Consider the following 23,282-nt stretch of genomic DNA (forward strand, 5'->3'; position numbering starts at 1 on the left):
CCGCGCCGCGTGACCTAACGTCGTCCATATGACCAGAGGGCTCTTCGGTCGCGATGACGAGCGGCGGCGGTTGGGTCTCCTGCTCGGCAATGCGCGCAACGGTCGCGGTGGATCGCTGTTGATCACCGGTGAACCTGGAATCGGCAAGACGGCGCTGCTTGAGGCATCCGCTTCAGGCGCGGCCGGCCTGTCGATGCTCCGGGTCGACGGTTTCGAGTCGGAGATGACGCTCCCCTTCGCGGCCATCCAGAGGCTGACCATCCCGCTAAGCGAACATTTGCCCGCCCTGTCCGAGCGTCAGCAGCAGGCGATCCAGGTCGCCTCGGGCCTTGCCGAAGGCCCGCCACCCGATCGTTTCCTGGTGGGGCTGGGAGTGCTCGGACTCCTTACCGCGGCTGCCGCCCAGACGCCCGTCGTGTGTGCCGTGGATGACGCACACCTGCTGGACCAGGAGAGCCTGAACGTGATGGCGTTCGTGGCTCGACGTCTCGCCGTTGAGCCGGTCGCGATGCTGTTCGCCGCCAGGGACGAGAAAGAAGTCGCCGCTCGCTTGGGCGGCGTTCCCGAGCTGGTGCTCGCGGGGCTCAATCAGGAGTCCGCCATCGCTCTGCTCAGAAGGTCCCTCGCCGCTCCCATCGACCCGGCCTCAGCGGCCGCGATCGCCCGGGCCACGGGAGGAAATCCGCTCGCGCTCATCGATCTCGCCGAGGACCTGTCCACGCGCGGGCTCGGCGGGCTCGGCCTCGGCGACGATCCGATCCCGGTGGGCCGTCATCTCGAGGCGCACTACGCACGGCGCGTGCGGCAGATGGACACCCAGGTCCAGCAGTGGGTTGTGCTGGCCGCCGCGGACACCACAGGCAACGTCGACCTCATCACCTCCGCGGCACACGCGATGAATCTGGGTGATGACGTCGTCGATCAGGTCGAGCACGCCGGGCTGGTGGAGCTGCGGGAAACGGTCCGGTTCCGGCATCCACTGGTGCGGTCCGCCATCTACAACGCGTCCTCGGGCGCGGACCGCAGGCGAGCACATCGAGCCCTCGCCGAAGCCGCTGACCAGCTCGGGATGATCGAGCTTGAGGCATGGCATGCCGCGAAGGCCACGCTCGGAACGGACGCGCACGTGGCCGACCGGCTGGAGCACACGGCGGACCTCGCCGCGCGCCGTGGTGGCTTCGCGTCTCGGGCGAGCATCCTCACCCGTGCCGCGGAGCTGACTCCGCCCGGCCGCGTCAAGAACTCTCGCCTGGTCGGCGCGGCAGAGGCCGCGCTCGCTGTAGGCGCCGCCCAGATAGCCCACGAGCTGCTCGAAAGGATCGATGCGGGCTCCGCCGATCGGGTGGATCGAGGGCGCATGATCGTCGTTCGCTGCGCGCTCGGCATGTTCACCGCGGATCCAGCCGTCCTGCTCCCCGCGCCAGCCGAACTCGTCCGCGCGGCGGATGACTTCCACGGACTCGACACTGAGCGGGAACAACGAACACTCATCAAGGCCTTCGAGTTCTGTGCGACCGTCGACCGGCTCATGCAGGGCGTCTCACAGGACGCCTTGGGCCGACGTTTTGAGGCGGCGGTGACGTTGCGGAGCGGAGTGGACGCGACCATCCTGGCCGGCCTCGGATCGCTCATCCTGAAGCCCTACTCGGAGGCGGTTCCCCGGGTCCGGGCAGCATTCGATGCGATCTTGGAGCTGCCGGACCACGAGATGATGCACATGGGCACGGCGATCGCGTCGCTGGGGACCTTCCTGTGGGATGAGGCCGGTCGCAGGGCCGGGCTCGCCCGGGCCGCCGCGGCGGCCCGCGACCACGGGGCGCTTCAGGCCCTCGACTTGTTGATGTGGGCTACTTCGCTCGCTGAGCTGACCGGCGGGACCGTGAAACGTGCCGAGGAGTCCATCCAGCAAGTACGCGAGGTACGGCTCGCGATGGGCTATGACGCGGAGAACGTGATCAACGCCGCCTTGATGGCGTGGACCGGTTCGCCGCGCCATATCGTCCTGGCCATCGCGGACGGCGCCAACGCCGCCGGCTTCGGTGGTGTCAGCGCTTCCGCGATCGCGGCCGTTGGCCTTCGCGACCTCGCCGAAGGCAACTACCGCGACGCCTACGACCGCCTCCAGCCGCTGGTCAAGAACCCGTTTCTGCACGTGACACCCAACCAGTACCCCGACTTCGTGGAAGCGGCGGTCCGGAGCGGACACGCGCACGAGGCACCGCCATACGTCGACCTGCTCCTCGACCGGGCCGCGGTGAACGGCTCCCTGTGGTGCCATGGAGTCGCCGCCCGCGCTCGCGCGTTGATCAGCGAGGACTCGGCGGCGGAGCCCCACTTCGTGGCCGCGATCCAGGCGCTCGATCAGACCGGCGCGGAGATCGACCTCGCAAGGGCCCATCTGCTCTACGGCGAGTGGTTGCGGCGGATGAGACGTCGCCGTGACGCGGGCGAGCAGCTGCAGCTGGCGGTCCAGCACTTCGAACGTAGCGGCGCCTTGATGTTCCTGCAGCGGACCCGCGCCGAGCTGGAGGCCGCCGGCATGAAGCCGGTGGCCCACCGCGACTCCGGCACACCCGATCTGACCACTCAGGAGCTGACCATCGCCCGGCTGGCGGCGGTCGGACGCACGAATCCGGAGATAGCGGCCAATCTCTTCATCAGCGTGAACACGGTCGACTACCACTTGCGCAAAGTGTTCCAGAAGCTCGGCATCTCCTCACGGCGTCAGCTCGCAGACAGGCTGACGGCCGCCGACCGCTGAGCGACTACGTGAATCACGTGGTCCGCGAGTGCGGGCGCGGGCGGCAGGCTCGGTCCATTCCATCGAGCCAAAGGAGGCCACCGTGCCCTACGTCACCGCCGACGACGGAGCCCGGATCTTCTACAAGGATTGGGGGATCGACGGATCCCCGGTCCTGCTCAGCCATGGCTGGCCGCTCAACTCCGACGCGTGGGAAGCGGCCGCTCTCTTCCTCGCCAAGCACGGGCACCGTGCCATCGCTCATGACCGGCGTGGCCACGGCCGCTCGTCGCAGACCTGGCACGGCAACGAGATGGACACCTACGCCGACGACCTGGCCTGTCTGATCGACCATCTCGACCTGCGGGACCTCACCTTGGTCGGGCACTCGACCGGTGGCGGGGAGGTCGTGCACTATATCGGTCGCCACGGCAGCAACCGCGTCTCGAAGGTGGTCCTGGTGTCCGCCGTACCGCCGCTGATGCTGCGCACCGGCGACAACCCCGAGGGGCTCCCGATCGAGACCTTCGACGCGATCCGCGCGGGCGAGGTCGCGAATCGGTCCCAGCTCTACCGGAACCTGGCCGACGGCCCGTTCTTCGGGCACAACCGCAGGCAGGACGTCGATCAAGGCTTCCGGGACGCGTTCTGGCTGCAGAGCATGGCATGCGGGCACCGAGCCGCGTACGAGTGCATCGCCGCCTTCTCGGCCACTGACTTCCGGCCGGATCTGGCGAAGATCGACGTCCCTACCCTGGTCATCCACGGCGACGATGACCAGATCGTGCCGTTCGAGGTCGGGGGGAAGCGGTCGGCCGAAATGATCGACGGCGCCATCCTGAAGGTCTACGAGGGCAGCGGACACGCCTTGCCCGACACCGACCGCGACCGCCTGCACGCCGACCTGCTCGAGTTCATCGAAGCCTAAGGAGCCCTCATCATGGACCACCGCTTCCGTCCCGACACCGTGGTACTTGTCCACGGCCTGTGGATGACACCCCGCAGCTGGGAGAACTGGGTCACGCACTACGAGGCCAAGGGCTTCACCGTGCTCACCCCCGCCTACCCGGGCTTCGAGATCGAAGTCGAGGCACTCCGCGAGAACCCGGACGTCATCGCCAAGCTGACCGTCCCCGAGACCGTCGACCACCTGGCCGCCGTCATCGAGGCCGTCCCGACCCCGCCGATCATCATGGGCCACTCCTTCGGCGGCACGCTCACCCAGCTGCTCCTGGCCCGCGGACTGGGATCAGCGGCGGTGGTCATCGACTCCGCGCCCACCGAGGGAGTCCGGGTCAACCCGCTGTCGCAGGCGAGGTCGCTGTTCCCCGCGCTGAAGAACCCGGCCAACCGGCACAAGGCCGTCGGCTTCACTCCCGAGGAGTTCCACTACGCCTTCACCAACACCCTCACCGAGGAGGAATCGCGCAAGGTGTGGGATCGCTACGCCATCGCGGCGCCGGGCCACTGGGTGTGGGAGTACGGGCTGTTCGCGAACTTCAAGCCCGGCCACCAGGACACCTGGGTCGACTACTCCGCCGACCGTGCTCCGCTGTTGTTCATCGGCGGTGAGAAGGACCACATCATGCCGCCGTCGGTGAACAAGTCGAACGCCAAGCACTACCAGAAGTCTCCCGCGATCACGGAGTACTACGAGTTCGAGGGCCGTGACCACTGGACCTGTGCCGCGCCCGGCTGGGAGGCCGTGGCCGACTACGGCCTGGCCTGGGCGCTGGAGCACGCGACGTCCCGCGGCACCCACGCGGGATCCTGATCCATGTGGACAAAGGTGGCCCGCCCATGACGACCCTCACCCACGTGGGCGGGCCCACCGTCTTGCTGGAGCTCGACGGCTGGCGCGTCCTCACCGACCCCACCTTCGACCCGGCAGGACGGCGGTACGGATTCGGGTGGGGCACCTCGTCCGTCAAGCAGCGTGGCCCCGCCCTGGCGGCCGAGGACGTCGGCCCCGTCGACGTCGTTCTGCTCAGCCACGATCATCACGCCGACAACCTCGACGACCTCGGCCGGACCCTGCTCCCCAGCGCGGCGACGGTCGTGACGACGAGGTCCGGAGCTCGCCGCCTGGCCCTGCCCAACGCTCGCGGCCTTGCGACAGGCGGGACCACGCGCCTCACGGCACCGGGAAAGCCACCGTTGACCGTCACCGCCACCCCCTGCCGGCACGGACCACCCCTGAGCCGTCCCGTCGTCGGAGCCGTGGTCGGGTTCGCCCTCACCGTCGGCGACCGGCCGGGCGTCGCGGTGTGGATGACGGGTGACACCGTTCTGAACCGGCCGCTCCGCCGGGTCGCGCGCGAGCTGGACGTCGACGTCCTGCTCCTCCATCTCGGCAGCGTCCGCTTCCCGCAGACCGGCCCCCTGCGCTATTCCATGGCCAGCCGGGACGCCGTCGAGCTGCTTGCCCTGTCGCGACCGCGGGTGGCTGTTCCCGTCCACTACGAAGGATGGTCGCACTTCTCCGAACCACCGGAACACCTGCGCAGCACGCTGGCCACCGATCCCGGTTCGCGTTCCGTCGTCCGCTGGCTCGAGCCCGGAATCCCGATCGGCCTGTGAACGTGAGTGGCACGAGTGACCGCGTCAGCCGGCTGCTGGTCATGCCGCGCAGCGCGAGGTGGCCGGGCAGGTCGGCGGCCTCGTCCCGGACGGCTCCCGGCCAGTCGCCGTGCAGGAGCGCGGCAGTCGCGACGTCGCGGTCGAGCAGGTCGACGGCCGGGGCCTCCGCCACCTCGCTCAGGATGTGAGCGAGATCTGCCAGCGGGTCGCCGAGCCCCGCCTCGCGCCAGCCGAACACGTTGAGCGGCCGGGCCGTGCGGAGCGAGGCGGAGAAGCGGCCGTGGATCAGTGTCGTCCGCCGACTCGCGCGCTCCCGGCCAAGGGCGTCGCGCAGGAATGGGTATGAGGCCTGGTCCAGTAGTGCGGCGGCGTACGCGGCGTGGCCCGACATGGACTCGTCGGCCAGCCAGGCAGTGGTCTTGGATCAGCTCGGGTTCGGGAGGCCCTGGAACTCGGGCAACCGTCGTTCCGCGTACGCCGCGACTCCTTCGCGTACATCCGGACCGGCGAAGGAGTCGAGCATCAGCCGGTCGGCGTCGGAAACCGCCTCGTCGAAGTCCTGGACGGCAGCGGCCCAGAGCTGGGATTTGATGGTGAACATCGACCAGGGCGAACTGGTGTCGGCCAGTTCCGGCGGGAGAACGCGGTCATGAGCTTGGCCGACGGGGTGGCGAACCGGACGTCGCAGTACAACGCCTCGACAAGACCGAGCCCGCCGGCGCCGCTGACGGTGTGCGAGTGGAGTCGCCGGAAGCCGCGGGCGGAGCGATCGGCCGGCATGAATGCGGAGATCGGGTCTTCGGTGCCGGTGACGAACAGCGACGGCGCCTCGATCCTGTGCTGGTCGCGGCGGGTCGCCAGGCGCCAGTTCGCGTCGATGTTGCGGTAGTAGTTGAGGCCGCCGCCGAAACCGGTGCGTTCGAACTCGCGCACGTACGTGTCGAGCACGTCGTCGAGCAACCATGCGGGCGCGCCGATCACGTCATCGGAGTCCAGCTGGTCGACGCGCCCGGACAGCACGGCGACCAAGGTGCGGCTGACGTCGCGTTCGAGCATCGCTTCCGGTGTCGCTTTCTCCTGAAATTTCAGCATGTAGAAGTCATCACCGAAGCGGCTGCGGAAGATCCCCATAGGCGCGACCGGGGCTGGCACGGTGTACGGCACGCTGAGCCCGGTCAAGGACAGGACGCGGCCGGGGTGAGTCAGCCCCAGCGGCCAGACCGAAGCGGCACCCCAGTCGTGCCCGACGAAGTGCGCCCGCTCGACCTGCTCGTGGTCGAGAAGCGCGATCAAATCCGCCCCGACGGTGTCACTGTCGTAGCTGTCCGGCGAGCTCGGGCGCGAGCTACGCCCGTAACCACGCATATCCGGAGCCACCACGCGATAGCCCGCCTCGACCAGCGCCGGCACCTGGTGGCGCCAGGTGATGGCCAGGTCGGGGAAGCCATGGGCCAGCACGACCAGAGGTCCGGAACCCGCGATCGTCACGGCGAGGTCGATGCCGTTCACCTGCCACGTGTCGTGGTCCCTCACGTGCTCTCCGTTTCACGGCGGCGATGCGCCTCGGCTCCTTTGTGCTACCGCGCATAGGTGGCGGCGCCGTCGACGACGAGGGTCTCGCCGACCACGTAGTCGCCAGCTCGGGATGCGAGATACACCGCGGCCCCGGCCATGTCGTCGGGCTTGCCGATGCGTCCTGCGGGGATCAACGTCTCGATCTCGTCGGCGCGGTCCCGCGCGTCGCGGTTCATCTCCGACGCGAAGGCGCCGGGGGCGATACCGCTCATCACGATCCCGTCCCGCACCAGCCGCAGCGCGAGGCGACGGGTGAGGTGGATCAGGCCCGCCTTGCTGGCGTGGTAGGAGTACGTCTCCAGCTCGCTCATGGAGATGCCGTCGATCGACGCGATGTTGAGCACCTTCGCGGGCCGTTCGTCGCGTGTTCTGCGCAGCATCGGAAGCAGCCGCTGGGTGAGGAAGAACGGCGACTTGAGGTTGAGGTCGGCGACCTTGTCCCACCCCGACTCAGGGAACTCCTCGAACGGCGCGCCCCAGGCGGCACCTGCGTTGTTGACCAGGATGTCGAGTCTGCTCTCGTGCCGCTCGAGAGCGGACACGAGCCGCTCGATCCCCTCCAGGGTGGACACGTCAGCCGGAAGCGAGACACAAGCCATCTCCCGCGCCGCCGCGTCACAGGCGGCCGCCTTGCGCGCGCTGATGTAGACCCTCGCGCCAGCGGCGAGAAACCCTTCAGCGATCATGCGTCCGATCCCCCGCGAGCCGCCGGTCACCAAGGCGGCTCGCCCTTCGAGGGAGAAGAGCTCAGCGTGGCGCACGGTCACGTCGCGTCCGGGTTGAGCCGCACGAGCATCTTGCCGACGTTGGCTCCGCCGAGCAGACCGAGCAGTGCGTCGACGGAGTGCTCCAGGCCCTCGACGACCGTCTGCGTCGAGGTCAGCGACCCGTCCTCGAGCCAGCCGGAAGCCAGATCGACCCACTCGTCGCGGCGGTCGGCGTGGTCCATCACGATGAACCCGCGCAGCGTGAGGCGCATGCGGACGGCCTGCAACAGGTTCGTCGGACCCGGCGTGGGCTTCTCCGCGTTGTACTGGGAGATCGCTCCGCACAGCGCGACGCGCCCCCCGATCCGCAGGGACGACAGCGCTGCCTGCAGGTGGTCGCCTCCGACGTTGTCGAAGTAGACGTCGATGCCCTCGGGCGCCGCATCGCGCAGCGCTCGCGAGATCGGTCCGGCCTTGTAGTCGATGGCCCGGTCGTACCCGAACTCCCGGACGAGACGTCCGGCCTTCTCCGGCCCGCCCGCGGAGCCGATCACCGTAGCCGCGCCGAGGTGACGGGCCACGCGAGCGGCGACCAGGCCGACCGCCCCGGCCGCACCGGAGATGAAGACCACGTCGCCCTCGCGCACACCGGCGATCTCCTTGAGCCCGACGTACGCCGTGAGCCCAGGCATTCCGAGCACGCCCAGATAGGCCGAGGCAGGAGCTTTCCGGGTGTCCACCCGAAGCGTGTGCTCGCCGTCCAGCACCGCGTAGTCACGCCAGCCCAGGCGATGAAGCACCTGGTCGCCGACCGCGAGATCGTCGGCGTGGGACTCGACGACGGTGCCCACGGCGCCGCCCTCCATCGGCTCGCCGAGCCGGAACGGCGGGACGTACGAAGGGACGTCCCGCATCCGGCCGCGCATCGCCGGGTCGACCGACATCCAGTCGTTGCGTACGAGAACCTGGCCCGGGCCGGGATCGGGCACCGCCAGCTCCTCGATCCTGAAGTCACTGTGCGCGGGCAGACCCGACGGTCGTGCCACGAGACGCACCTCACGACTCTTGATGGTCATCATCGTCAGCGGGCCACGACGGCGGACGCGCAGCGGCTGATCACGTCGCAGTAGGCGGCCGACACTTCTGAGCCGATCACTCCAGGCTGCATCTGGTTCATCATGTAGCTGATCGTCATCCGCCGGTCGAGGTCCATGATGATCAGAGAGCCGCCCCAGCCGCCCCAGAAGCAGACCTTGCCGACCGGCACGAAGGGCACCCCCTCGGGCTCGGGCAGGGCGTAGCCGATGCCCCAGCGCAGCGGGAGGCCCAGGAACAGGTCGGGGCCGTGCGCCTGCTCGCGGAAGATGAGCTCGATGGTCTCCGGCTTGAGCAGGCGGACGCCGTTGGTCTCGCCGCCCAGGGAAATCGCCGACATGATCTGGGCGACCGAGCGCGCGTTGCCGTGGCCGTTGCAGGCGCCGATGTCGGCCCTATACCACTGTGTGGTGTTCGCCAGGGTGGGGTCGTTGTAGGAGCCGACGAGGGTCTTGTAGAAGACGCTGTCGGGGTCGGGGGCGGGCATCTCGAGCGTCGCCGTCCCGGCGGGCAGGAGCATCGTCGCGATCCGATCCCAGTCGGCCTCCTTGGCGCCGATCTGGAAGTCGGCTCCGAGCGGACCGGCGATCTCGTCGGCGACGAAGTCACGCAGGCTCTTGCCTGCCACCCGGCGTACGACCTCGCCGACGAGGTGGCCGAAATTACTGGCGTGGTAGCCGCTGGCCGTACCGGGTTCCCACCAGGGCGGCTGGGCGGCGAGCTTGGCCGCGGCGGCGGCGAAGTCGTAACTGTCCTCGGGCGCGAACGGCTGCGCCCAGGCCGAGACACCGGAAGTGTGGCTGAGCAGGTGCCGGACCTCGACGTGTTCCTTGCCGCCTGCGGCGAACTCCGGCCAGTAGTGGGCCACGGTCTCGAAGGGGTCGAGCAGCCCTCGGTCGACGAGCATGAGCGCGGCCAGGCTGGTGATCGTCTTGGTCGTTGACCAGACCGTGACGATGGTGTCCTCGGTCCAGGGCCGGGTGCGCTCGGCGTCCATGTGGCCGCCCCAGATGTCGACCACATTGGTGCCGTCGACGTTCACGACGATGCCGGCGCCGACTTCGACTCCGGCGTCGAGGTTCGCCGCGAGGGCGTCACGGACCTCTCGGTACTGCTCCGTCACCTGTCCGAAAACCTCTGCCACGGCTGATCCCTTCTCCGAGGCTGTTGCCCCATCACGGCGGGACGGTGCAACGTTTGTGGATATGTTGCGCAGCGTGGCATAACGTACGTCCCGCGGTCAAGACCAGAGGTCGATCATGGTGCGGTCGCGGGACGCGAGCAGCGCGAGGGAGGGCGCGATGGTCGGCAGCTCATAGGTGAAGAAGTAGCGGGCGGCCAGGCGCTTGCCGTCGTAGAACGCGCCTTCATGCCCGTACGCCACCAGCTCCTGCTCAAGCCGGCTACGTCACCGGCTCGGTGCTGCCGGTTGACGGCGGGTCATAGCTCCACGTGGAGGAGGGCTGCCACCGAGGCACGGATCTTGGTGGCGTCCGGGCTGTCACCGATGATCGTGTCGGCGTAGATGAACGACTCGATGATCCGCACGATGAGGTAAGCCAGGTCGTGGGAGTCGAGCGCGTGGGTCAGGTTGCCCCGGTCGCGCTCCTGCTCGACCATGCGCTCGAAGATACTGACCACGTATCCCTGCACCGGGCTCGCCTTCGAGGTGAGCAGCCGCAGGGCTCGGTCCGACTCGCGCTTGAGATAAGCCTGGAAGAACTCCGAGTCGATGAGAGCCTGGGCGTAGTGGTACGCCGTGAGCGCGATCCGGGCTCCCCCGGTCTGCTTCGACTTCGCGTCGGCGTCCCGTATCGCCGACTCGGTCATGGAGATCAGGATCGCGGCCACGAGCTGGTCGCGGTTTCCGACCCACCGGAACAGCGTGGACCGGTCGACTCCCAGCTCGGCCGCGAGAACCTGCATGTCAAGCCGCTCACCCGCGACGAACCGCCGCCGCGCCAGCCGGAACGCACGTTCGGCGTCGGCGTGCCGCGCGAACGGAATCGCCTGCGGGGGACTCGACATGCTGCGGATTCTAGGCCAGTTCCGCCACGGGCTCCGCAACGCGACTGCCGATCATCCCCGTGGACGATGACCTGATGCTCCAAGGGCTATACGAGGGCAAATACGTCCATATGGGTAGGAACCAGTCATGACCAGAGTCATCGCGTTCGATGTCAACGAGAGTCTGCTTGACCTCTCTGCGCTCGACGAGGCCTTTGAGGTGCTGCTGGGGTCGGCTGCCCTTCGGGAGCAGTGGTTCAGGCAGATGCTGCAGATCACCTTCGTCGGTGGGCTGACCGGTGATTACGTGGACTACAGCACGGCCCAGCATGCCGCGTTGTTGATGCTGGCCGAACGGCACGGCAGGAAAGTCTCGGCGGCGGATGCGGCTGGGATTGTCGAGCGGATGAGCTCGCTGCCTGCCCATCCTGAGGTCGTCGGCGCGCTCCAGCGTCTACGGACCAGCCCGCTCAAGATGGTGGCGCTGACGAACTCTGTGGGCCCGGTCGCCGAGGCGCAGCTCACCAACAGCGGCATGCGCGGCTACTTCGACGCTGTGATCTCGGCCGACAGCGTGAGACAGCTCAAACCGCTGCCCGAGCCCTATCAGGCCGCCGCGAAGGTGTTCGGCGTGGACATTTCTGAGGTTCGGCTGGTGGCTGCGCACTGGTGGGACACGTGGGGTGCGCTCGCCGCGGGTTGCAAGGCGGCCTTCATCGCGCGGTCCGGCATGGTCCTCAGCCCCATCGGCCGGCGTCCGGACATCATCGGCGCCGACCTGTCCGCCGTCGTCGACCAGGTCCTTGAGGTCGATGTAGCCCCTTGAGGCGAGGATCATGATCGCGAAGCTGTTGTCGGTAAACGTCGGGTCGGGAGGGCCGACATGCGTGCCATCGTTATCGAGAGATTCGGAGGGCCGGAGTGCTTGGAATATCGGGAACTGCCGGAACCTGAGCCCGGAGCCGGACAGGTCGTCATCAAGATCAAGGCCTTTGGCCTCAACCATGCCGAAATGCATATGCGCAGAGGTGAGTGGGCCGAGGCTGCGCCGGTGAGCGGCATCGAGTGCGTTGGCCTCGTGCATGCCTGTCCCGGTGGGGAGTTTCCCGTGGGAGCCAAGGTCGCGGCGCTGATGGGCGGTCTCGGGCGTACGATCAACGGCAGCTACGCCGAATACACCCGGGCCCCGGCCTCGAACGTGGCGCTCATCGATTCCGACCTGCCGTGGGCCGAGCTGACCACCATCCCGGAGACGTACGCCACCGCCTGGACCTGCCTGTTCCCCAACCTGCAGATCACCCGGGGACAAACGCTGCTCGTCAGGGGCGGTACTTCCTCTTTCGGGCAGGCCGCGATCGGCCTCGCAGTCGATGCCGGGGCGCGGGTCATCGCCACGACACACGACCGTACCCGCTTCGGCCTGCTGGAAGACATCGGCGCGGAACGCGGCGAAGTGGAGGGGCCGGCGCTCTCCCTGCGGATCCCCGAGGCCAAGCAACTCGACGCCGTGCTCGACCTGATCGGGAACAGCACCATCCTCGACTCGCTGGCGATGCTGCGCCGGGGCGGGCGCGCCTGCCTGGCGGGATGGCTCGGCGGCCTGGACCCAATCGCCGACTTCAACCCGCTGGCGCAAATGGCGAGTGGCGTCTATCTCACTTTCTTCGCCAGTTTCGTCTTCGGCACCCCCGGCTTCCCGCTGTCCGACGTACCACTCCAGGCGATCGCCGAACGGGCGGCGGCCGGCCACCTGCGGGCCAAGCCGTCGCGCGTGTTCGGCTTCGACCAGATCCGCGAGGCCCATCGCGTCATGGAGGCCGGTACGGCCAGCGGCAAGATGGTGGTTGTCCACGAGTGAAGCATGCTGCGGCACCTAAGCGACATCCGATCGTACCTGCGACCTGCATGGATGGATTGTCGACGGGGCAGCTCAGCGAGCATGTGTGCCGTTCACTTGCCGACCGGAGGTCCGTACCACTGGAGTGCTTGTCCGGTCACGGCCGCGATGCATTCGAAGTCCCGGTCGCGATGCAGCAACGTCAGGCCCCGCAGTTCCGCCGTGGCGGCGATGACCAGGTCCACCGCCCCGGCACTACGGTGCTGTCCACGCCTGGTCAGCGCGCCCTGGACCTCCCACGCCCGGTCGTAGGCACGATCATCGACCGGAACCCATCCGAACAGCGACCGCATGTCCTCGATCCCCCGGATACGATCCGCGATCGAACGGGCGCTGAAGAAGAATTCGAGTTCGGTGATGGGGCAGACCGCGATCAGGCCGGCCGCCACCGCCTGGTCCCAGCCATACTGCTCGGCATCACCACGCATGAGCCGGGCCAGGGCACTGGTATCGATCAGGAACTGTGCCGGATTCACCGGCGGTAGCCCCTCTTGTCCTCAAAGACCTCAAGATCGAAGGCTCCCTCGCCGGCGGCCTCACGCAACCGGGCGAGCGCCAGCGCCCGGCGCCGATTCTCCAGCACTTCCCGCAGGGCGCTGTTCACCGTCTCCTTCTTCGTACTGGTCCCCAGCGCCTTGGCCACCTCCGCGACCAGATCATCATCCAGATCGATCACCGTACGACTCATCGACGCCTCCCGTATATCAAGTACTACATCGATGATATCGACCGAGATACCCACACGAAAGAATGCCAGTGCCGCCGTCGGGCAGTTCCGCTGCGGCTCCAGAATGAAAGTTACAGAAAACCTTTAGCGTAAGCCCAGGCCCCAGGTCATGGGCTAGTTGGTTGACTGTACGAACATATTCCACGCTCATACCTTTTCAGGCATGAGATGGATTCTGGCGATCTTGATGCTGGCCGCGACCACCGTGGTCGCCACGGCCACGTCGGCAGCGGCCGCGGTCGCATGCGGCGTCACGTACACGACCAACGACTGGAACGGCGGCTTCACGGCCAGCGTGACCGTCAAGAACCTGGGTGACGCGTGGAACGGCTGGACGCTGAGGTTCGCGTTCTCGGCCGGGCAGACGTTGACTCAGGGCTGGTCGGCGAACTGGTCGCAGTCGGGCGCCAACGTCACCGCGACCAACCTGGACTGGAACGCCGCCCTCGGGACCGGCGCGTCCACCTCCCTCGGCTTCGGCGGCACCTGGACCGGCTCCAACCCGAAGCCCTCGTCGTTCACGGTCAACGGGGTGACCTGCACCGGCTCGACCCCCACTGCCACCCCGACACCGACCCCTACGCCGACTCCCCCGCCTACAGGGAACGTGTGGAACCCGCCGAGCAACCTGGTCCAGCCGCTCAACCAGGTGTGGAGCCACGTCGAGTCCACTTACCCGAACCTGTACGGCTTCAGGAACTACATCTGGGACCAGATCATGGCCGGGCGGGGCAACATCAACTACTGCGTCCGATGGGACTCCGGCGCGACGGTGACCGCGGCGCTGCGCGACCAGATCCACGCCAACCTGGCCCGCATGTTCCAGAAGTGGGTCGACCAGCTCGCGGGCTGGAACGGCTGGCCGTACCCGACGGTCAACGTGAAGGTGGTGGGCTGGGCGGTACGGAACAGGGCGCAGCTGCAGTGGACGGACAACTCTGTCGACATCTACGTCAACGACATCAACGAGAACGCTCCGCAGTGCGCGCCGCCCTGCGGGCGCTTCTTCCACCAGGACGGCAACTACTCGGGCTGCCCGGGCGGGGCGAGTCATCACTATGACATGTCGCTCTGGCTGACGGCCGGGATGAGCGGTGGCGCGGGAGGCGACTGGGGTCAGCGGATCGGCAGCGAATACTTCGTCGGCGCGCTCGGCTCGGCCAACATTCACATCCTGTTACATGAAATAGGACATGGGTACGGGCTCGACGACTTCTACGACTGGACCCCGAGCGGGGTGTGCTGCTTCATCATGAAGGCGGGCTCGGCATCGCAGATCACCGAGTTCGACGGGTGGATGCTGCGTGACTGGTGGCGGCACCTCAAGAGCCGCTACAGCATCTAGTGCGGCAGCGTGGTGACACGCCGATCAAGGTCCCACCTTGGTCGGCGTGACCGCTTCAGACTCCGCCGCCCAAACGCTCCGGCCCGCTGCAGTTACGACTTGTTGCTCTATATGGCGAAAAATGTTGACGGGGTGGAGGTGATCGCGAATTCTGCGTTCGGAGTGTTCGCGAGCCGAGGGAGGCACAGCCCATGCCGCACATCACCCTGGTGTCTGACGAGCCGGGAATCCGGGGACTTTTCAGGTTTCGTCCGGAGATGGCTCGGCCGTTGAACGAGTTGGTCGAGGCGTTGCTGCGCGCGGACAACACCTTGACGCGCGGGGAACGGGAGCTGATCGCGGCGTACGTGTCGGCGCTGAACGAGTGCCGTTACTGCTTCTCCTCGCACGCGGCGTACGCGGCGGCGCAGCTGGAGGGTGGGATGGAGCTGGTCGAGCAGGTCCGCGCGGACGTGGGAGGGGCGCCGATCTCGCCCAAGCTGCGGGCGCTGCTGGGCATCGCGGCGGCCGTACAGCAGAGCGGGCTGCGGGTTACGGAACGGCTCATCACCGCCGCGCACGAAGCGGGCGCGACCGACGTGGAGATCCACGACACCGTCCTGATCGCGGCGGCGTTCTGCATGTTCAACCGCTACGTCGACGGGCTGGGCACGATCGCCCCAGACGACCCTGAATCCTACGCGGCGCGGGCCAAGCGCATCGTCTCCGACGGCTACCTCGCCCTATTGGCCGAATCCCAGCGCAAAGCGTAGCGGCCGTTGTCGGTTCGCTTTATCTGGTCAACACTTGATCTACCGATCATCTGACTGGTTCGGTCAGGCGGTGGCGGCCACAAGGGTCGCCGTGATCGGTCAAGGGGGCGCTGGATGGCGAATCGCCGGTTGATCGCGGTGCTGACAGCGATCATCGCCGTGCTCGTCGCGGTGATCGTGGTAATGATCGTCAACGGTGGGGACGATGATCGTGCCTCCCCCGCGGGCGCGGTCTCGACGCCCTCTCCTGTGTCACCGTCCGCGCAGACACCGGTCGCGTCGCCTGCCGTACAAACCTGGGCCAAGGGACAGTGCCTGAACGCGGCGTACACCGTGAACGCCTCCCCCGGAGTCGTCTCCGTCGTGCCCTGCGAGGATGCCCAGGCGAAATCGCGGATCATCGCCGTGACCGCCCAATGCCCCGCGGAGACCGACGGGCTGCGGCACGGCCCGGAGGTGCCCACCGGGCGGACCGCCTGCGTACGCAACCTCGCCGCGCCGCATCCGGGCGATCCGGGCAAGGGCGGCGGCATCCTGCGCCCGGGCGACTGCGTCTACATCGCCGAGCCGTCCGACACCAAGGACACCGATCCCCAGGAACGCCCCTGCCACGACCGGTACGGCCCGGGCAAGATCTGGAACTTCTACCAGAAGAAGTCCCAGTGCAAGGACGCCGACGGCTTCCTCGACAATCACTACACCAACCGTCGCGACCACCCGACCAAACCCGTCATCTGCACCACCGGGGGCTATGACGTCGAAACCCCGGGCGCCCAGTACGCCAAGGGCATCTGCGTCCGCAAACCGGCGAGCTTCGCCGGCGGAGTGCCCGGTTGGCGGAACGTCATAGGCGGCCTCGACGAGGTCGGCTGCCGCTCCAAGCGCGCCTGGGCCAAGGTCGTGGGAAGCGTCAGCGCGCAGAATTGCCCATCCGGCACGACGGACACCCTGTCCAGCATCGACTGGTACCCCGGCACCACCTGCCTCCGCCGTTTGTGACGCTCAGAGTTTCTGGTGCGCCGACAACCAGGACAGACCATCGCTGGGGCCGTCCGGGCGCCACGAGATGGGGAGCTGCACCAATACCGACAAACCCGTGCCGGGAGGTTCGATCTCTACTTTGCCGCCGTGCAGGACGACCTGCTGATGGATCAAGGTCAGACCCAGGCCCGATCCGGGGCTGCCGACGCGACGGCTGAAGCGGTTGAAGGCCTCCTGGTGGAGTTCCGACGGCATGCCAGGACCGTCGTCCGCCACGCGCAGGAGCGCGAAGGTGCCCTCCACCTTCACCGTCAGGTCGATGCGTACAGTGCCCCGAGGGCCGACACCGTGAACAGCCGCGTTGTCCAGGAGATTGTCGACGATCATGCGCAGGCCCTCGGCCCAGCCCCGGACGATCGCCTGCTCGGGGAGGTGCGCGACGATCCGCGCGTGCGCGTGACGGCGGGTGGCCTCGTCCACTGCCACTCCGCTCAGGGCCGCCAGGTCGACCTCCTTCAGGGAGTCGGGTTCCATCAGCTCGCCCCTGGCCAGCTGCCTCAGCATCGTGATCAGTCGCTCCACGCGGGCCTGCTCGCCAGCCAGGTCACGGATGACCTCCCCGCGATCCTCCGGCGGCAGGTTGGGATAACCCAGCAGGGCGATGTTGGCGCCCATACTCGTCAACGGCGTGCGCAGTTCGTGGGCGGCGGTCGCGGCGAAGGCGCGGGCCGTCTCCAGCGCCTCGGCGGTACGGTGAACGGCCCTGTCACGGCGGTCCAGGAGCCCGTTCACCAGGCCCGCCAGCTCGTCGATCTCCGGAACGCGGGAGTTGCGGGTCAGGCGGCCTTCCCCGGCGCGTACGTCCACGGCCGCCGCGTCCTTCGTCAGGCGCGTGAGCGGGCGCAACGCGAAACGGCCAAGGGCCAGACCCGTGGTCGCGCCCACCGCCAAGGCGATCAGCGTCACGATCAGGTGCTGACGGTACATATGGGAGATCCGGCCGGTCAGTGGCGCTTCCTGTTCGAAGACCCAAAGCCGACCCCGTCTGCCGTTGACGCCCAAGGGGGTGCTTACGTAGCGCCAGGCGCCGTCCGGCGAGGTCACGGGGCCGGGCACCGGCGTGGGCAAGGACGCCGGGACGGTACCCATGATCAGCGGGGTGCCCCTGGCAGGGGCCACGTAGACGCCCTCCTCGCCGATGGCTGTCGGCGTGACGCGAATCCTGGCCGCTCGCGCGGGGGCGGCCTCGCGCTGGGCGTACGTCAAAGCGAGAGGTTGGAGGGACTGCATCCGCTGCGCCAGCCGCACATCGCGTTCGGCACGCAGGTCGTCGATCGACAGGCGGATGATCAGCAGGCCCGACAGGCCGACCAGCAGCGGAACCATGACGGCCAGGCACAGCGCGAACCGGGTCGACAGCCTCATGACGGACGGCCCCGCAGGACGTAACCCACTCCCCTGACCGTCTCCAGGATGCGCGGCTCGCCGGCGGCCTCCAGCTTGCGGCGCAGGTAGCCGATGAACGTCTCGACCGCGTTGTGGGTGACCGCGAAGTCATAACCCCAGACACGTTCCAGCAGGACCTCGCGGGACAGGACGATTCCGGCGTTCCTGGCCAGCACTTCGAGCAGATCGAACTCGCGCCTGGTCAGGGTCAACGGCCGGCCACCGATGACGGCGTCACGACCGGCCGCGTCCAGAACCAGGTCGCCGACCCGTACGGCCGAGCCCGCGGTCCCCGCACTCGTCGCGCCAGACCTGCGCAGCAGCGCTCGAAGCCGTAACGCCAGCTCGGTCAGGTCGAAGGGCTTGACCATGTAGTCGTCGGCCCCAGCCGACAGGCCGGCCACCCGGTCGGCCACCTCGTCCAGAGCCGACAACATCAGAATCGGAACTTCGGAACCGCGCCGGCGCAGTTCGGCGCACACCTCGATGCCCGACATGCGAGGCATCGACACATCCAGGACGATGGCGTCGACCTGATCGGCTATCTCCAGTGCGGCATGGCCTGTGCCGGCGGCCTCCACGCTGAAACCCTCCAGGGTCAGCCCGCGCCGCAGCACCCGCAGGATCGCCGGGTCGTCGTCCACCACCAGGATCCGGTGTGCGCCCATCTGCTTTCCTCCTCCGGCCGTGGCCCGGCATCATACGGGGACCACGGCCGGACCTGGCATATTAGGCCTTACGGTGCACCGTGAACGGAATCGATGCCGGGTGCTGGCGGTACTTGCCCAGGTAGACCTTGCCGGTCGGCAGCGCGTTGCCGTTGATCTTCAGGTCGGAGACCGTGAGGGTGTCGGCGCAGGAGGTCTTGAAGTTGAAGCCGTCGATCAGGCCGTGGTTCACGACCGTGAAGGCGATCGTGAGCTTGTCGGCCGACAGCTCGACCTTGTCCTGCTTCTCAAGCTTGACCCACTTGAAGCCGACGATCGGGGTGTTCGAGGTGATCGTCCCCGAGTAGGTCTGGGTCTTGCTGCGCTTCTGGGTGACGCGCAGGTGGAAACCGTACTTGTCGTGCCAGAAGTAGTCGCCGCTGCGGGAGTGGATGCCAAGACCGGCAGGTCTGCCTTGAACCTGGCCGATCCAGGCGGCCTTTTCGCAGGTGCCGCCGGTTGTGGCGGAGGCGGGAGAGGCGCTGATCAGCGTCGCGCCGATCAGAGTCGCGCCCAGGGCAGCGGGAATGAGGGTGCGTCGCCGCATGGGTTAACCCTTTCGTGTGTGCGAAACCTAGCGCGCAGGACGATAGAGATGCTTCTTGGCAACAACCTGAGATTCCGGCTCAAACTCCAGACGGCGGTCGGCTCGGGGAGTTCTGGCGCCGCGCACCCGCGAGGAGTAACGTCAAGGGCGGTGCGCCGGGAAGCCTGGTCGGCAAATGTCCTATCCGATCGGCTTCGGGAGCATCCCATGTCGTCAGAGTTCGCCGTGCTCATCAACGGCCTCACCAAGCGGTTCGGCCACGTTCCCGCCCTCGACGGCCTCGACCTGGACGTACGGACCGGTGAGGTGCACGGCTTCCTCGGCCCCAACGGCGCCGGGAAGACCACCGCCCTTCGCGTCCTGCTGGGGCTCCTGCGCGGCGACTCCGGCCATGCCGAGATCCTCGGCTCCGACCCGTGGCGGGACGCGGTCGCCCTGCACCGGCGGCTCGCCTACGTTCCCGGCGACGTGACGCTCTGGCCGACCCTGTCCGGCGGCGAGGCCATCGACCTGCTCGCCCGGTTACGCGGCGGGATAGATCCACGGCGACGCGCCGCCTTGATCGACCGCTTCGACTTCGACCCGACCAAGAAGGGCCGCGCGTACTCCAAAGGCAACCGGCAGAAAGTCGCGCTGATCGCGGCCCTGTCCGCCGATGTCGAACTGCTGCTGCTCGACGAACCCACCGCGGGCCTGGACCCGCTCATGGAGGCCGCGTTCCGCGAATGCGTCGCCGAGGAGCACGCCGCCGGTCGCACCGTGCTGCTGTCCAGCCACATCCTCACCGAGGTCGAAGCCCTCTGCGACCGCGTCACCATCATCCGGGCAGGCCGCGCTGTGGAGACCGGGACATTGACGCAGCTACGGCACCTGACCCGCACCTCGATCACCGCCGAGCTGGCCGAACTTCCCGCCTCCCTCGCCGACCGGCCCGGCGTGCACGACCTCGCCGTCAACGGCAACCAGGTGAGCTTCGAGGTCGACGCCGAGCACCTCGACGGTGTCATGCGGCTGATCAGCCAGGCGGGACTGCGCAGCCTCACCTGCCAGCCGCCCACGCTGGAGCAGCTGTTCCTGCGCCACTACCAGGTGAGCGCGTCGTGATCGGAACCGGCGTTCTCGTCCGGCTCGCGCTGCGTCGCGACCGCCTGCTGCTGCCCATCTGGATCCTGGTGATCGTCGCCATCCCGGTCTCGATCGCCTCCGCCATCGCCGAGCTCTACCCCGACGTCGGGCAGCGCCTGGCGCTGGGCGCCACCATGATGGCCAACCCCGCGCTCCAGGCCCTCACCGGGCCCATCTTCGATCCCGCCTCGGTCGGCGGGTTGACCGCCTGGCGGGCCACGACCTTCGCCGCGGTGCTGGCCGGTCTCATGAGCATCATGCTGGTGACCCGGCACACCCGCGCCGAGGAGGAGAGCGGGCGCGCCGAACTCATCGGCGCCGCGCCGGTCGGCCGGTACGCGCTTCCCGCCGCCGCCGTGATCGTCACCGGCCTGGCCAACCTCCTCGCCGCGCTGCTGTTGGTGGCGGGCCTCGCCGGGCAGGGGCTGCCGCTGGCCGGATCGATCGCGTTCGCCGGGGCCGTGGCGGGCATGGGCTTGGTCTTCACCGGGATCGCCGCGGTGACCGCGCAGCTCACCGCGAACGCCCGCACCGCCAACGCCCTCGCCGTCGCCGTCCTGGGCCTGTTCTTCCTGCTCCGCTCGGCCGGGGACGCGTCCGGGGCCGAGGCCGTGTCCTGGCTGTCGCCGCTGGGCTGGGCGCAGCGGATCCGGGCCTTCGCCGGCGAACGCTGGTGGCTGCTGGCAGGATTCGCCGCCGTCGCCGTCCTCTTGGTGGCGGCGGCCGATCTGCTGGCGCGGCGGCGCGACATCGGCGCGGGATTGCTGGCGGCCCGCCGAGGACCCGCCGCCGCTTCCGCGTCCCTGAGGTCGCCACTCGCGCTCGCCTGGCGGCTGCAGCGGGGCATGCTGTTCGGCTGGGCCGCCGGATTCGCCGTGGTCGGCGGGGTGTTCGGTGCGCTGGCGGCCAGCGTGGGAGACATCGTCGAAGATATCCCCCAGATCGCCGACATGCTTGCCCGGCTCGGCGGCGCCGGCGTCCTGGTCGACACCTTCTTCGCCACCCAGCTGGGCCTGTTCGCCCTGGTGGCCAGCGGCTACGCCGTGCAGGCGGCCTCGCGGCCACGCGCGGAGGAGACGATCGGGCGCGCCGAACCGGTGCTGGCCGCCTCGGTGCCGCGCTGGCGCTGGCTCGCCGGCCACGTGGCCTGCGCCCTGGCCGGATCGGCGCTGATCCTCCTCATCGCCGGCCTGGCCGCCGGTCTCGCCCACGGGCTGCGCGTCGGCGAACCCGCGACGCAGGCGACGCGCATCGCCGGCGCCGCTCTCGCCCAGGTCCCCGCCGTGTGGGTGGTGGCCGGTATCACCGTCCTGCTGTTCGGGCTCCTGCCTCGCATGACCGCCGTCGCGTGGGCGTTCCTGGTCGCCTTCTTCCTGCTCGGCCAGCTCGGGGAGCTGCTCCAGATCGACGAGACCATCCGCCAGTTCTCCCCGTTCGCGCACGTGCCCGCGCTCCCGGGCGGAACGGCGACCGCGACGCCGATCGCGCGCCTCTGCCTCGCCACCGGCGTCTTGATCGTCGCTGGCGTCGCCGGATTCGGCCGCCGGGACCTGAAAGCCGACTGAGCCGCCGCCATCGATCGCGGATGCCTTCATGTGGCCGGCGTTATCCGGAAGACGGGGTGGCGTGCGGCCACAGCCGCGAAGGACGCGAGTGGCGCGGTTTTCTCGGCGGGGATGTGGGGGCGTGCTCCTGGGGCCAGCGCCAGGTATCGGCGGATGATCGGGGCCCGTGCCCCGATCTCCACCTCCTCCAGGGCCACCTGCTCTGCCGTACCTCGTCGTAGGACCGCGCGGCCGCCGGCGGCCCGGACGTTGCGCACCCAGTTCGCGTCCTCGCCGAGCATCGACACCAGGTAGCGCTCGCCCTCGTAGTCGGCCACCACCACCGGGACGGAGACGAGGCGCCCGCTGGTGCGGCCGCGGACCTCCAGGGTGACGGCGCGGCGGGGAGACAGCAGGGCCGCGCCGTACTGGCGGGCGTCCATCCGGTTCATCGCCCGGGCCAGGCGGCCGGGGCGGTTCGCGGGGTACATCCGCCGTTTCAGCGAGTACAGCAGCGATCGGATCATGGGTTCAGTCCAATGTAAGTCGTTTGCGGAACACCCAGTAGGTCCAGCCCTGGTAGAGCAGCACGACGGGCGTGAATATGGCGGCCACCCAGGTCATGACCGTCAGCGTGTACGGCGTGGAGCTGGCGTTGTCCACGGTCAGGCTGTTGGCGGGGTCCAGGGCCGGCATGACGTTCGGCCACAGGTTGGCGAACAGGGTCGCCGTGATCGCGACGATGGCCAGCGCGTTGGCGGCGAACGCCCAGCCGTCGCGGTCACGGCCCAGGGCGATCAGGGCGCCCGTGATGCCGGCGGCGGCGATCGCGGCGATCGGCCAGGTGAGGGGCTTGCCCTTGTCGAGCTGGGTGATCAGCAGGAACGCGCCGCCGATCAGCAGGGCGAGCAGGCCGATCTGGCGGCCCAGCCGGATGGCGGTCGCGCGCAGTTCGCCTTGCGTGCGCAGGGCGAGGAAGACCGCGCCGTGGAAGGTGAACAGCGTCAGCGTGGCCGCGCCACCGAGCAGGGCGTACGGATTGAGGAGGGTGAACAGGCTGCCCGTGAACTCGTGCGCGGCGTCGAGGGGCACGCCGTGGACGATGTTGGCGAAGGCCACGCCCCACAGGAACGCGGGCGCGAGGGAGCCCCAGAAGAAGGTGCGGTCCCAGCCGCGCGTGCTGTCGCTCTTGTTGCGGTACTCCAGGGCGATCCCCCGGGCGATCAGCGCCAGCAGGATGAGGAACAGCGGCAGGTAGAAGCCGCTGAACAGGGTGGCGTACCACTCGGGGAAGGCGGCGAACGTGGCGCCGCCGGCGACCAGCAGCCACACCTCGTTGCCGTCCCAGACGGGCCCGATCGAGGCGACGACGAGCCGGCGGTCGGATTCGTCGCGGGCGACGAACGGCAGCAGCACGCCGACGCCGAAGTCGAAGCCCTCCAGGACGAAGTAGCCGGTCCACAGGACCGCGATGAGCGCGAACCAGACGGTGGTGAGTTCCATGGGG

At 68.5% G+C, this 23,282-nt stretch carries 25 protein-coding genes; 12 read left to right on the plus strand and 13 right to left on the minus strand.

Going from position 1 to position 23,282, the window contains the following annotated elements:
* Window positions 1-28 precede the first annotated feature (28 nt).
* The 5 genes from ABGB08_RS04640 (at window position 29) to ABGB08_RS04660 (ending at window position 5,666) form a co-directional block, all read left to right on the plus strand.
* Window positions 29-2,761 (plus strand): AAA family ATPase, encoded by a 2,733-nt coding sequence (locus tag ABGB08_RS04640; RefSeq protein WP_347586612.1) that lies wholly within the window; start codon window positions 29-31, stop codon window positions 2,759-2,761.
* 82 nt (window positions 2,762-2,843) lie between these two features.
* Window positions 2,844-3,668 (plus strand): alpha/beta hydrolase, encoded by an 825-nt coding sequence (locus ABGB08_RS04645; protein WP_347586614.1) that lies wholly within the window; start codon window positions 2,844-2,846, stop codon window positions 3,666-3,668.
* Between the two features lie 12 nt (window positions 3,669-3,680).
* Complete coding sequence (locus ABGB08_RS04650) at window positions 3,681-4,514, plus strand: alpha/beta hydrolase (RefSeq protein ID WP_347586616.1); 834 nt, start codon at window positions 3,681-3,683, stop codon at window positions 4,512-4,514.
* Window positions 4,515-4,540: 26 nt separating this feature from the next.
* On the plus strand, window positions 4,541-5,320 hold the full coding sequence (locus tag ABGB08_RS04655; RefSeq protein WP_347586618.1) for an MBL fold metallo-hydrolase: 780 nt from the start codon (window positions 4,541-4,543) through the stop codon (window positions 5,318-5,320).
* A 58-nt stretch (window positions 5,321-5,378) separates the two neighbouring features.
* A complete protein-coding gene (locus ABGB08_RS04660) occupies window positions 5,379-5,666 on the plus strand; it encodes a hypothetical protein (RefSeq protein WP_347586620.1) in 288 nt (95 codons plus the stop codon).
* Between the two features lie 176 nt (window positions 5,667-5,842).
* Here the strand turns inward: ABGB08_RS04660 and ABGB08_RS04665 are convergent, their stop codons facing one another.
* The 6 genes from ABGB08_RS04665 to ABGB08_RS04690 all read right to left on the minus strand — a co-directional run bounded on the left by ABGB08_RS04665 (window position 5,843) and on the right by ABGB08_RS04690 (window position 10,725).
* Window positions 5,843-6,853 carry an alpha/beta fold hydrolase gene (locus ABGB08_RS04665; RefSeq protein ID WP_347586622.1) on the minus strand — a complete coding sequence of 337 codons (1,011 nt, stop codon included), beginning with the start codon at window positions 6,851-6,853 and terminating at the stop codon, window positions 5,843-5,845.
* A gap of 44 nt (window positions 6,854-6,897) precedes the next feature.
* On the minus strand, window positions 6,898-7,662 hold the full coding sequence (locus tag ABGB08_RS04670; protein ID WP_347586623.1) for an SDR family oxidoreductase: 765 nt from the start codon (window positions 7,660-7,662) through the stop codon (window positions 6,898-6,900).
* Window positions 7,659-8,678, minus strand: a complete 1,020-nt coding sequence (locus ABGB08_RS04675; protein WP_347586846.1) for an NADP-dependent oxidoreductase — start codon at window positions 8,676-8,678, stop codon at window positions 7,659-7,661. Before ABGB08_RS04675 ends, ABGB08_RS04670 begins: the two co-directional genes overlap by 4 nt.
* A 5-nt stretch (window positions 8,679-8,683) precedes the next feature.
* The gene (locus tag ABGB08_RS04680) at window positions 8,684-9,841 is read right to left on the minus strand and encodes a serine hydrolase domain-containing protein (protein WP_347586624.1); all 1,158 of its coding nucleotides are present in this window, start codon (window positions 9,839-9,841) and stop codon (window positions 8,684-8,686) included.
* 96 nt (window positions 9,842-9,937) lie between these two features.
* The gene (locus ABGB08_RS04685; protein WP_347586625.1) at window positions 9,938-10,081 is read right to left on the minus strand and encodes an acyl-CoA dehydrogenase C-terminal domain-containing protein; all 144 of its coding nucleotides are present in this window, start codon (window positions 10,079-10,081) and stop codon (window positions 9,938-9,940) included.
* A 56-nt stretch (window positions 10,082-10,137) separates the two neighbouring features.
* Complete coding sequence (locus ABGB08_RS04690) at window positions 10,138-10,725, minus strand: QsdR family transcriptional regulator (protein WP_347586626.1); 588 nt, start codon at window positions 10,723-10,725, stop codon at window positions 10,138-10,140.
* 127 nt (window positions 10,726-10,852) lie between these two features.
* Here ABGB08_RS04690 and ABGB08_RS04695 point away from each other — a divergent pair, with 127 nt between their 5' ends.
* Together ABGB08_RS04695 and ABGB08_RS04700 are read left to right on the plus strand one after the other, a co-directional pair.
* Complete coding sequence (locus ABGB08_RS04695) at window positions 10,853-11,530, plus strand: haloacid dehalogenase type II (RefSeq protein WP_347586627.1); 678 nt, start codon at window positions 10,853-10,855, stop codon at window positions 11,528-11,530.
* A 282-nt stretch (window positions 11,531-11,812) separates the two neighbouring features.
* Window positions 11,813-12,562, plus strand: coding sequence for a zinc-binding dehydrogenase (locus tag ABGB08_RS04700; protein WP_347586628.1), 750 nt, complete (start codon window positions 11,813-11,815; stop codon window positions 12,560-12,562).
* Window positions 12,563-12,654: 92 nt separating this feature from the next.
* On the opposite strand, the gene ABGB08_RS04705 is transcribed toward ABGB08_RS04700, so the two are convergent.
* Window positions 12,655-13,077 carry a PIN domain nuclease gene (locus ABGB08_RS04705; protein ID WP_347586629.1) on the minus strand — a complete coding sequence of 141 codons (423 nt, stop codon included), beginning with the start codon at window positions 13,075-13,077 and terminating at the stop codon, window positions 12,655-12,657.
* A complete protein-coding gene (locus ABGB08_RS04710) occupies window positions 13,074-13,289 on the minus strand; it encodes a type II toxin-antitoxin system VapB family antitoxin (protein WP_347586630.1) in 216 nt (71 codons plus the stop codon). The genes ABGB08_RS04705 and ABGB08_RS04710 overlap by 4 nt, the downstream gene beginning before the upstream one ends.
* Window positions 13,290-13,491: 202 nt before the next feature.
* Here ABGB08_RS04710 and ABGB08_RS04715 point away from each other — a divergent pair, with 202 nt between their 5' ends.
* The 3 genes from ABGB08_RS04715 to ABGB08_RS04725 all read left to right on the plus strand — a co-directional run bounded on the left by ABGB08_RS04715 (window position 13,492) and on the right by ABGB08_RS04725 (window position 16,424).
* Entirely contained in the window at window positions 13,492-14,673 is a 1,182-nt protein-coding gene (locus ABGB08_RS04715; RefSeq protein WP_347586632.1) for a cellulose-binding domain-containing protein, read from the plus strand.
* A gap of 257 nt (window positions 14,674-14,930) precedes the next feature.
* Complete coding sequence (locus tag ABGB08_RS04720) at window positions 14,931-15,425, plus strand: peroxidase-related enzyme (protein WP_347586634.1); 495 nt, start codon at window positions 14,931-14,933, stop codon at window positions 15,423-15,425.
* 114 nt (window positions 15,426-15,539) lie between these two features.
* Complete coding sequence (locus ABGB08_RS04725) at window positions 15,540-16,424, plus strand: hypothetical protein (RefSeq protein ID WP_347586636.1); 885 nt, start codon at window positions 15,540-15,542, stop codon at window positions 16,422-16,424.
* A gap of 3 nt (window positions 16,425-16,427) precedes the next feature.
* On the opposite strand, the gene ABGB08_RS04730 is transcribed toward ABGB08_RS04725, so the two are convergent.
* From ABGB08_RS04730 to ABGB08_RS04740, 3 genes are all read right to left on the minus strand, one after another.
* Entirely contained in the window at window positions 16,428-17,831 is a 1,404-nt protein-coding gene (locus tag ABGB08_RS04730; RefSeq protein WP_347586638.1) for a HAMP domain-containing sensor histidine kinase, read from the minus strand.
* Window positions 17,828-18,520: a response regulator transcription factor gene (locus tag ABGB08_RS04735; protein ID WP_347586640.1), complete on the minus strand. Its 693-nt coding sequence runs from the start codon at window positions 18,518-18,520 to the stop codon at window positions 17,828-17,830. The genes ABGB08_RS04730 and ABGB08_RS04735 overlap by 4 nt, the downstream gene beginning before the upstream one ends.
* Before the next feature lie 61 nt (window positions 18,521-18,581).
* Window positions 18,582-19,106 carry a hypothetical protein gene (locus tag ABGB08_RS04740; RefSeq protein WP_347586642.1) on the minus strand — a complete coding sequence of 175 codons (525 nt, stop codon included), beginning with the start codon at window positions 19,104-19,106 and terminating at the stop codon, window positions 18,582-18,584.
* A 207-nt stretch (window positions 19,107-19,313) separates the two neighbouring features.
* On the opposite strand from ABGB08_RS04740, the gene ABGB08_RS04745 reads away from it, so the two are divergent.
* Together ABGB08_RS04745 and ABGB08_RS04750 are read left to right on the plus strand one after the other, a co-directional pair.
* On the plus strand, window positions 19,314-20,210 hold the full coding sequence (locus tag ABGB08_RS04745) for an ABC transporter ATP-binding protein (RefSeq protein ID WP_347586644.1): 897 nt from the start codon (window positions 19,314-19,316) through the stop codon (window positions 20,208-20,210).
* On the plus strand, window positions 20,207-21,796 hold the full coding sequence (locus ABGB08_RS04750) for an ABC transporter permease (RefSeq protein WP_347586646.1): 1,590 nt from the start codon (window positions 20,207-20,209) through the stop codon (window positions 21,794-21,796). Before ABGB08_RS04745 ends, ABGB08_RS04750 begins: the two co-directional genes overlap by 4 nt.
* Before the next feature lie 26 nt (window positions 21,797-21,822).
* On the opposite strand, the gene ABGB08_RS04755 is transcribed toward ABGB08_RS04750, so the two are convergent.
* The gene (locus ABGB08_RS04755; protein WP_347586648.1) at window positions 21,823-22,302 is read right to left on the minus strand and encodes a nitroreductase/quinone reductase family protein; all 480 of its coding nucleotides are present in this window, start codon (window positions 22,300-22,302) and stop codon (window positions 21,823-21,825) included.
* A 4-nt stretch (window positions 22,303-22,306) separates the two neighbouring features.
* Entirely contained in the window at window positions 22,307-23,278 is a 972-nt protein-coding gene (gene cydB / locus ABGB08_RS04760) for a cytochrome d ubiquinol oxidase subunit II (protein WP_347586650.1), read from the minus strand.
* Window positions 23,279-23,282 lie beyond the last annotated feature (4 nt).

It is taken from the genome of Acrocarpospora sp. B8E8, assembly GCF_039871605.1.
Lineage (GTDB): Bacteria > Actinomycetota > Actinomycetes > Streptosporangiales > Streptosporangiaceae > Acrocarpospora > Acrocarpospora macrocephala.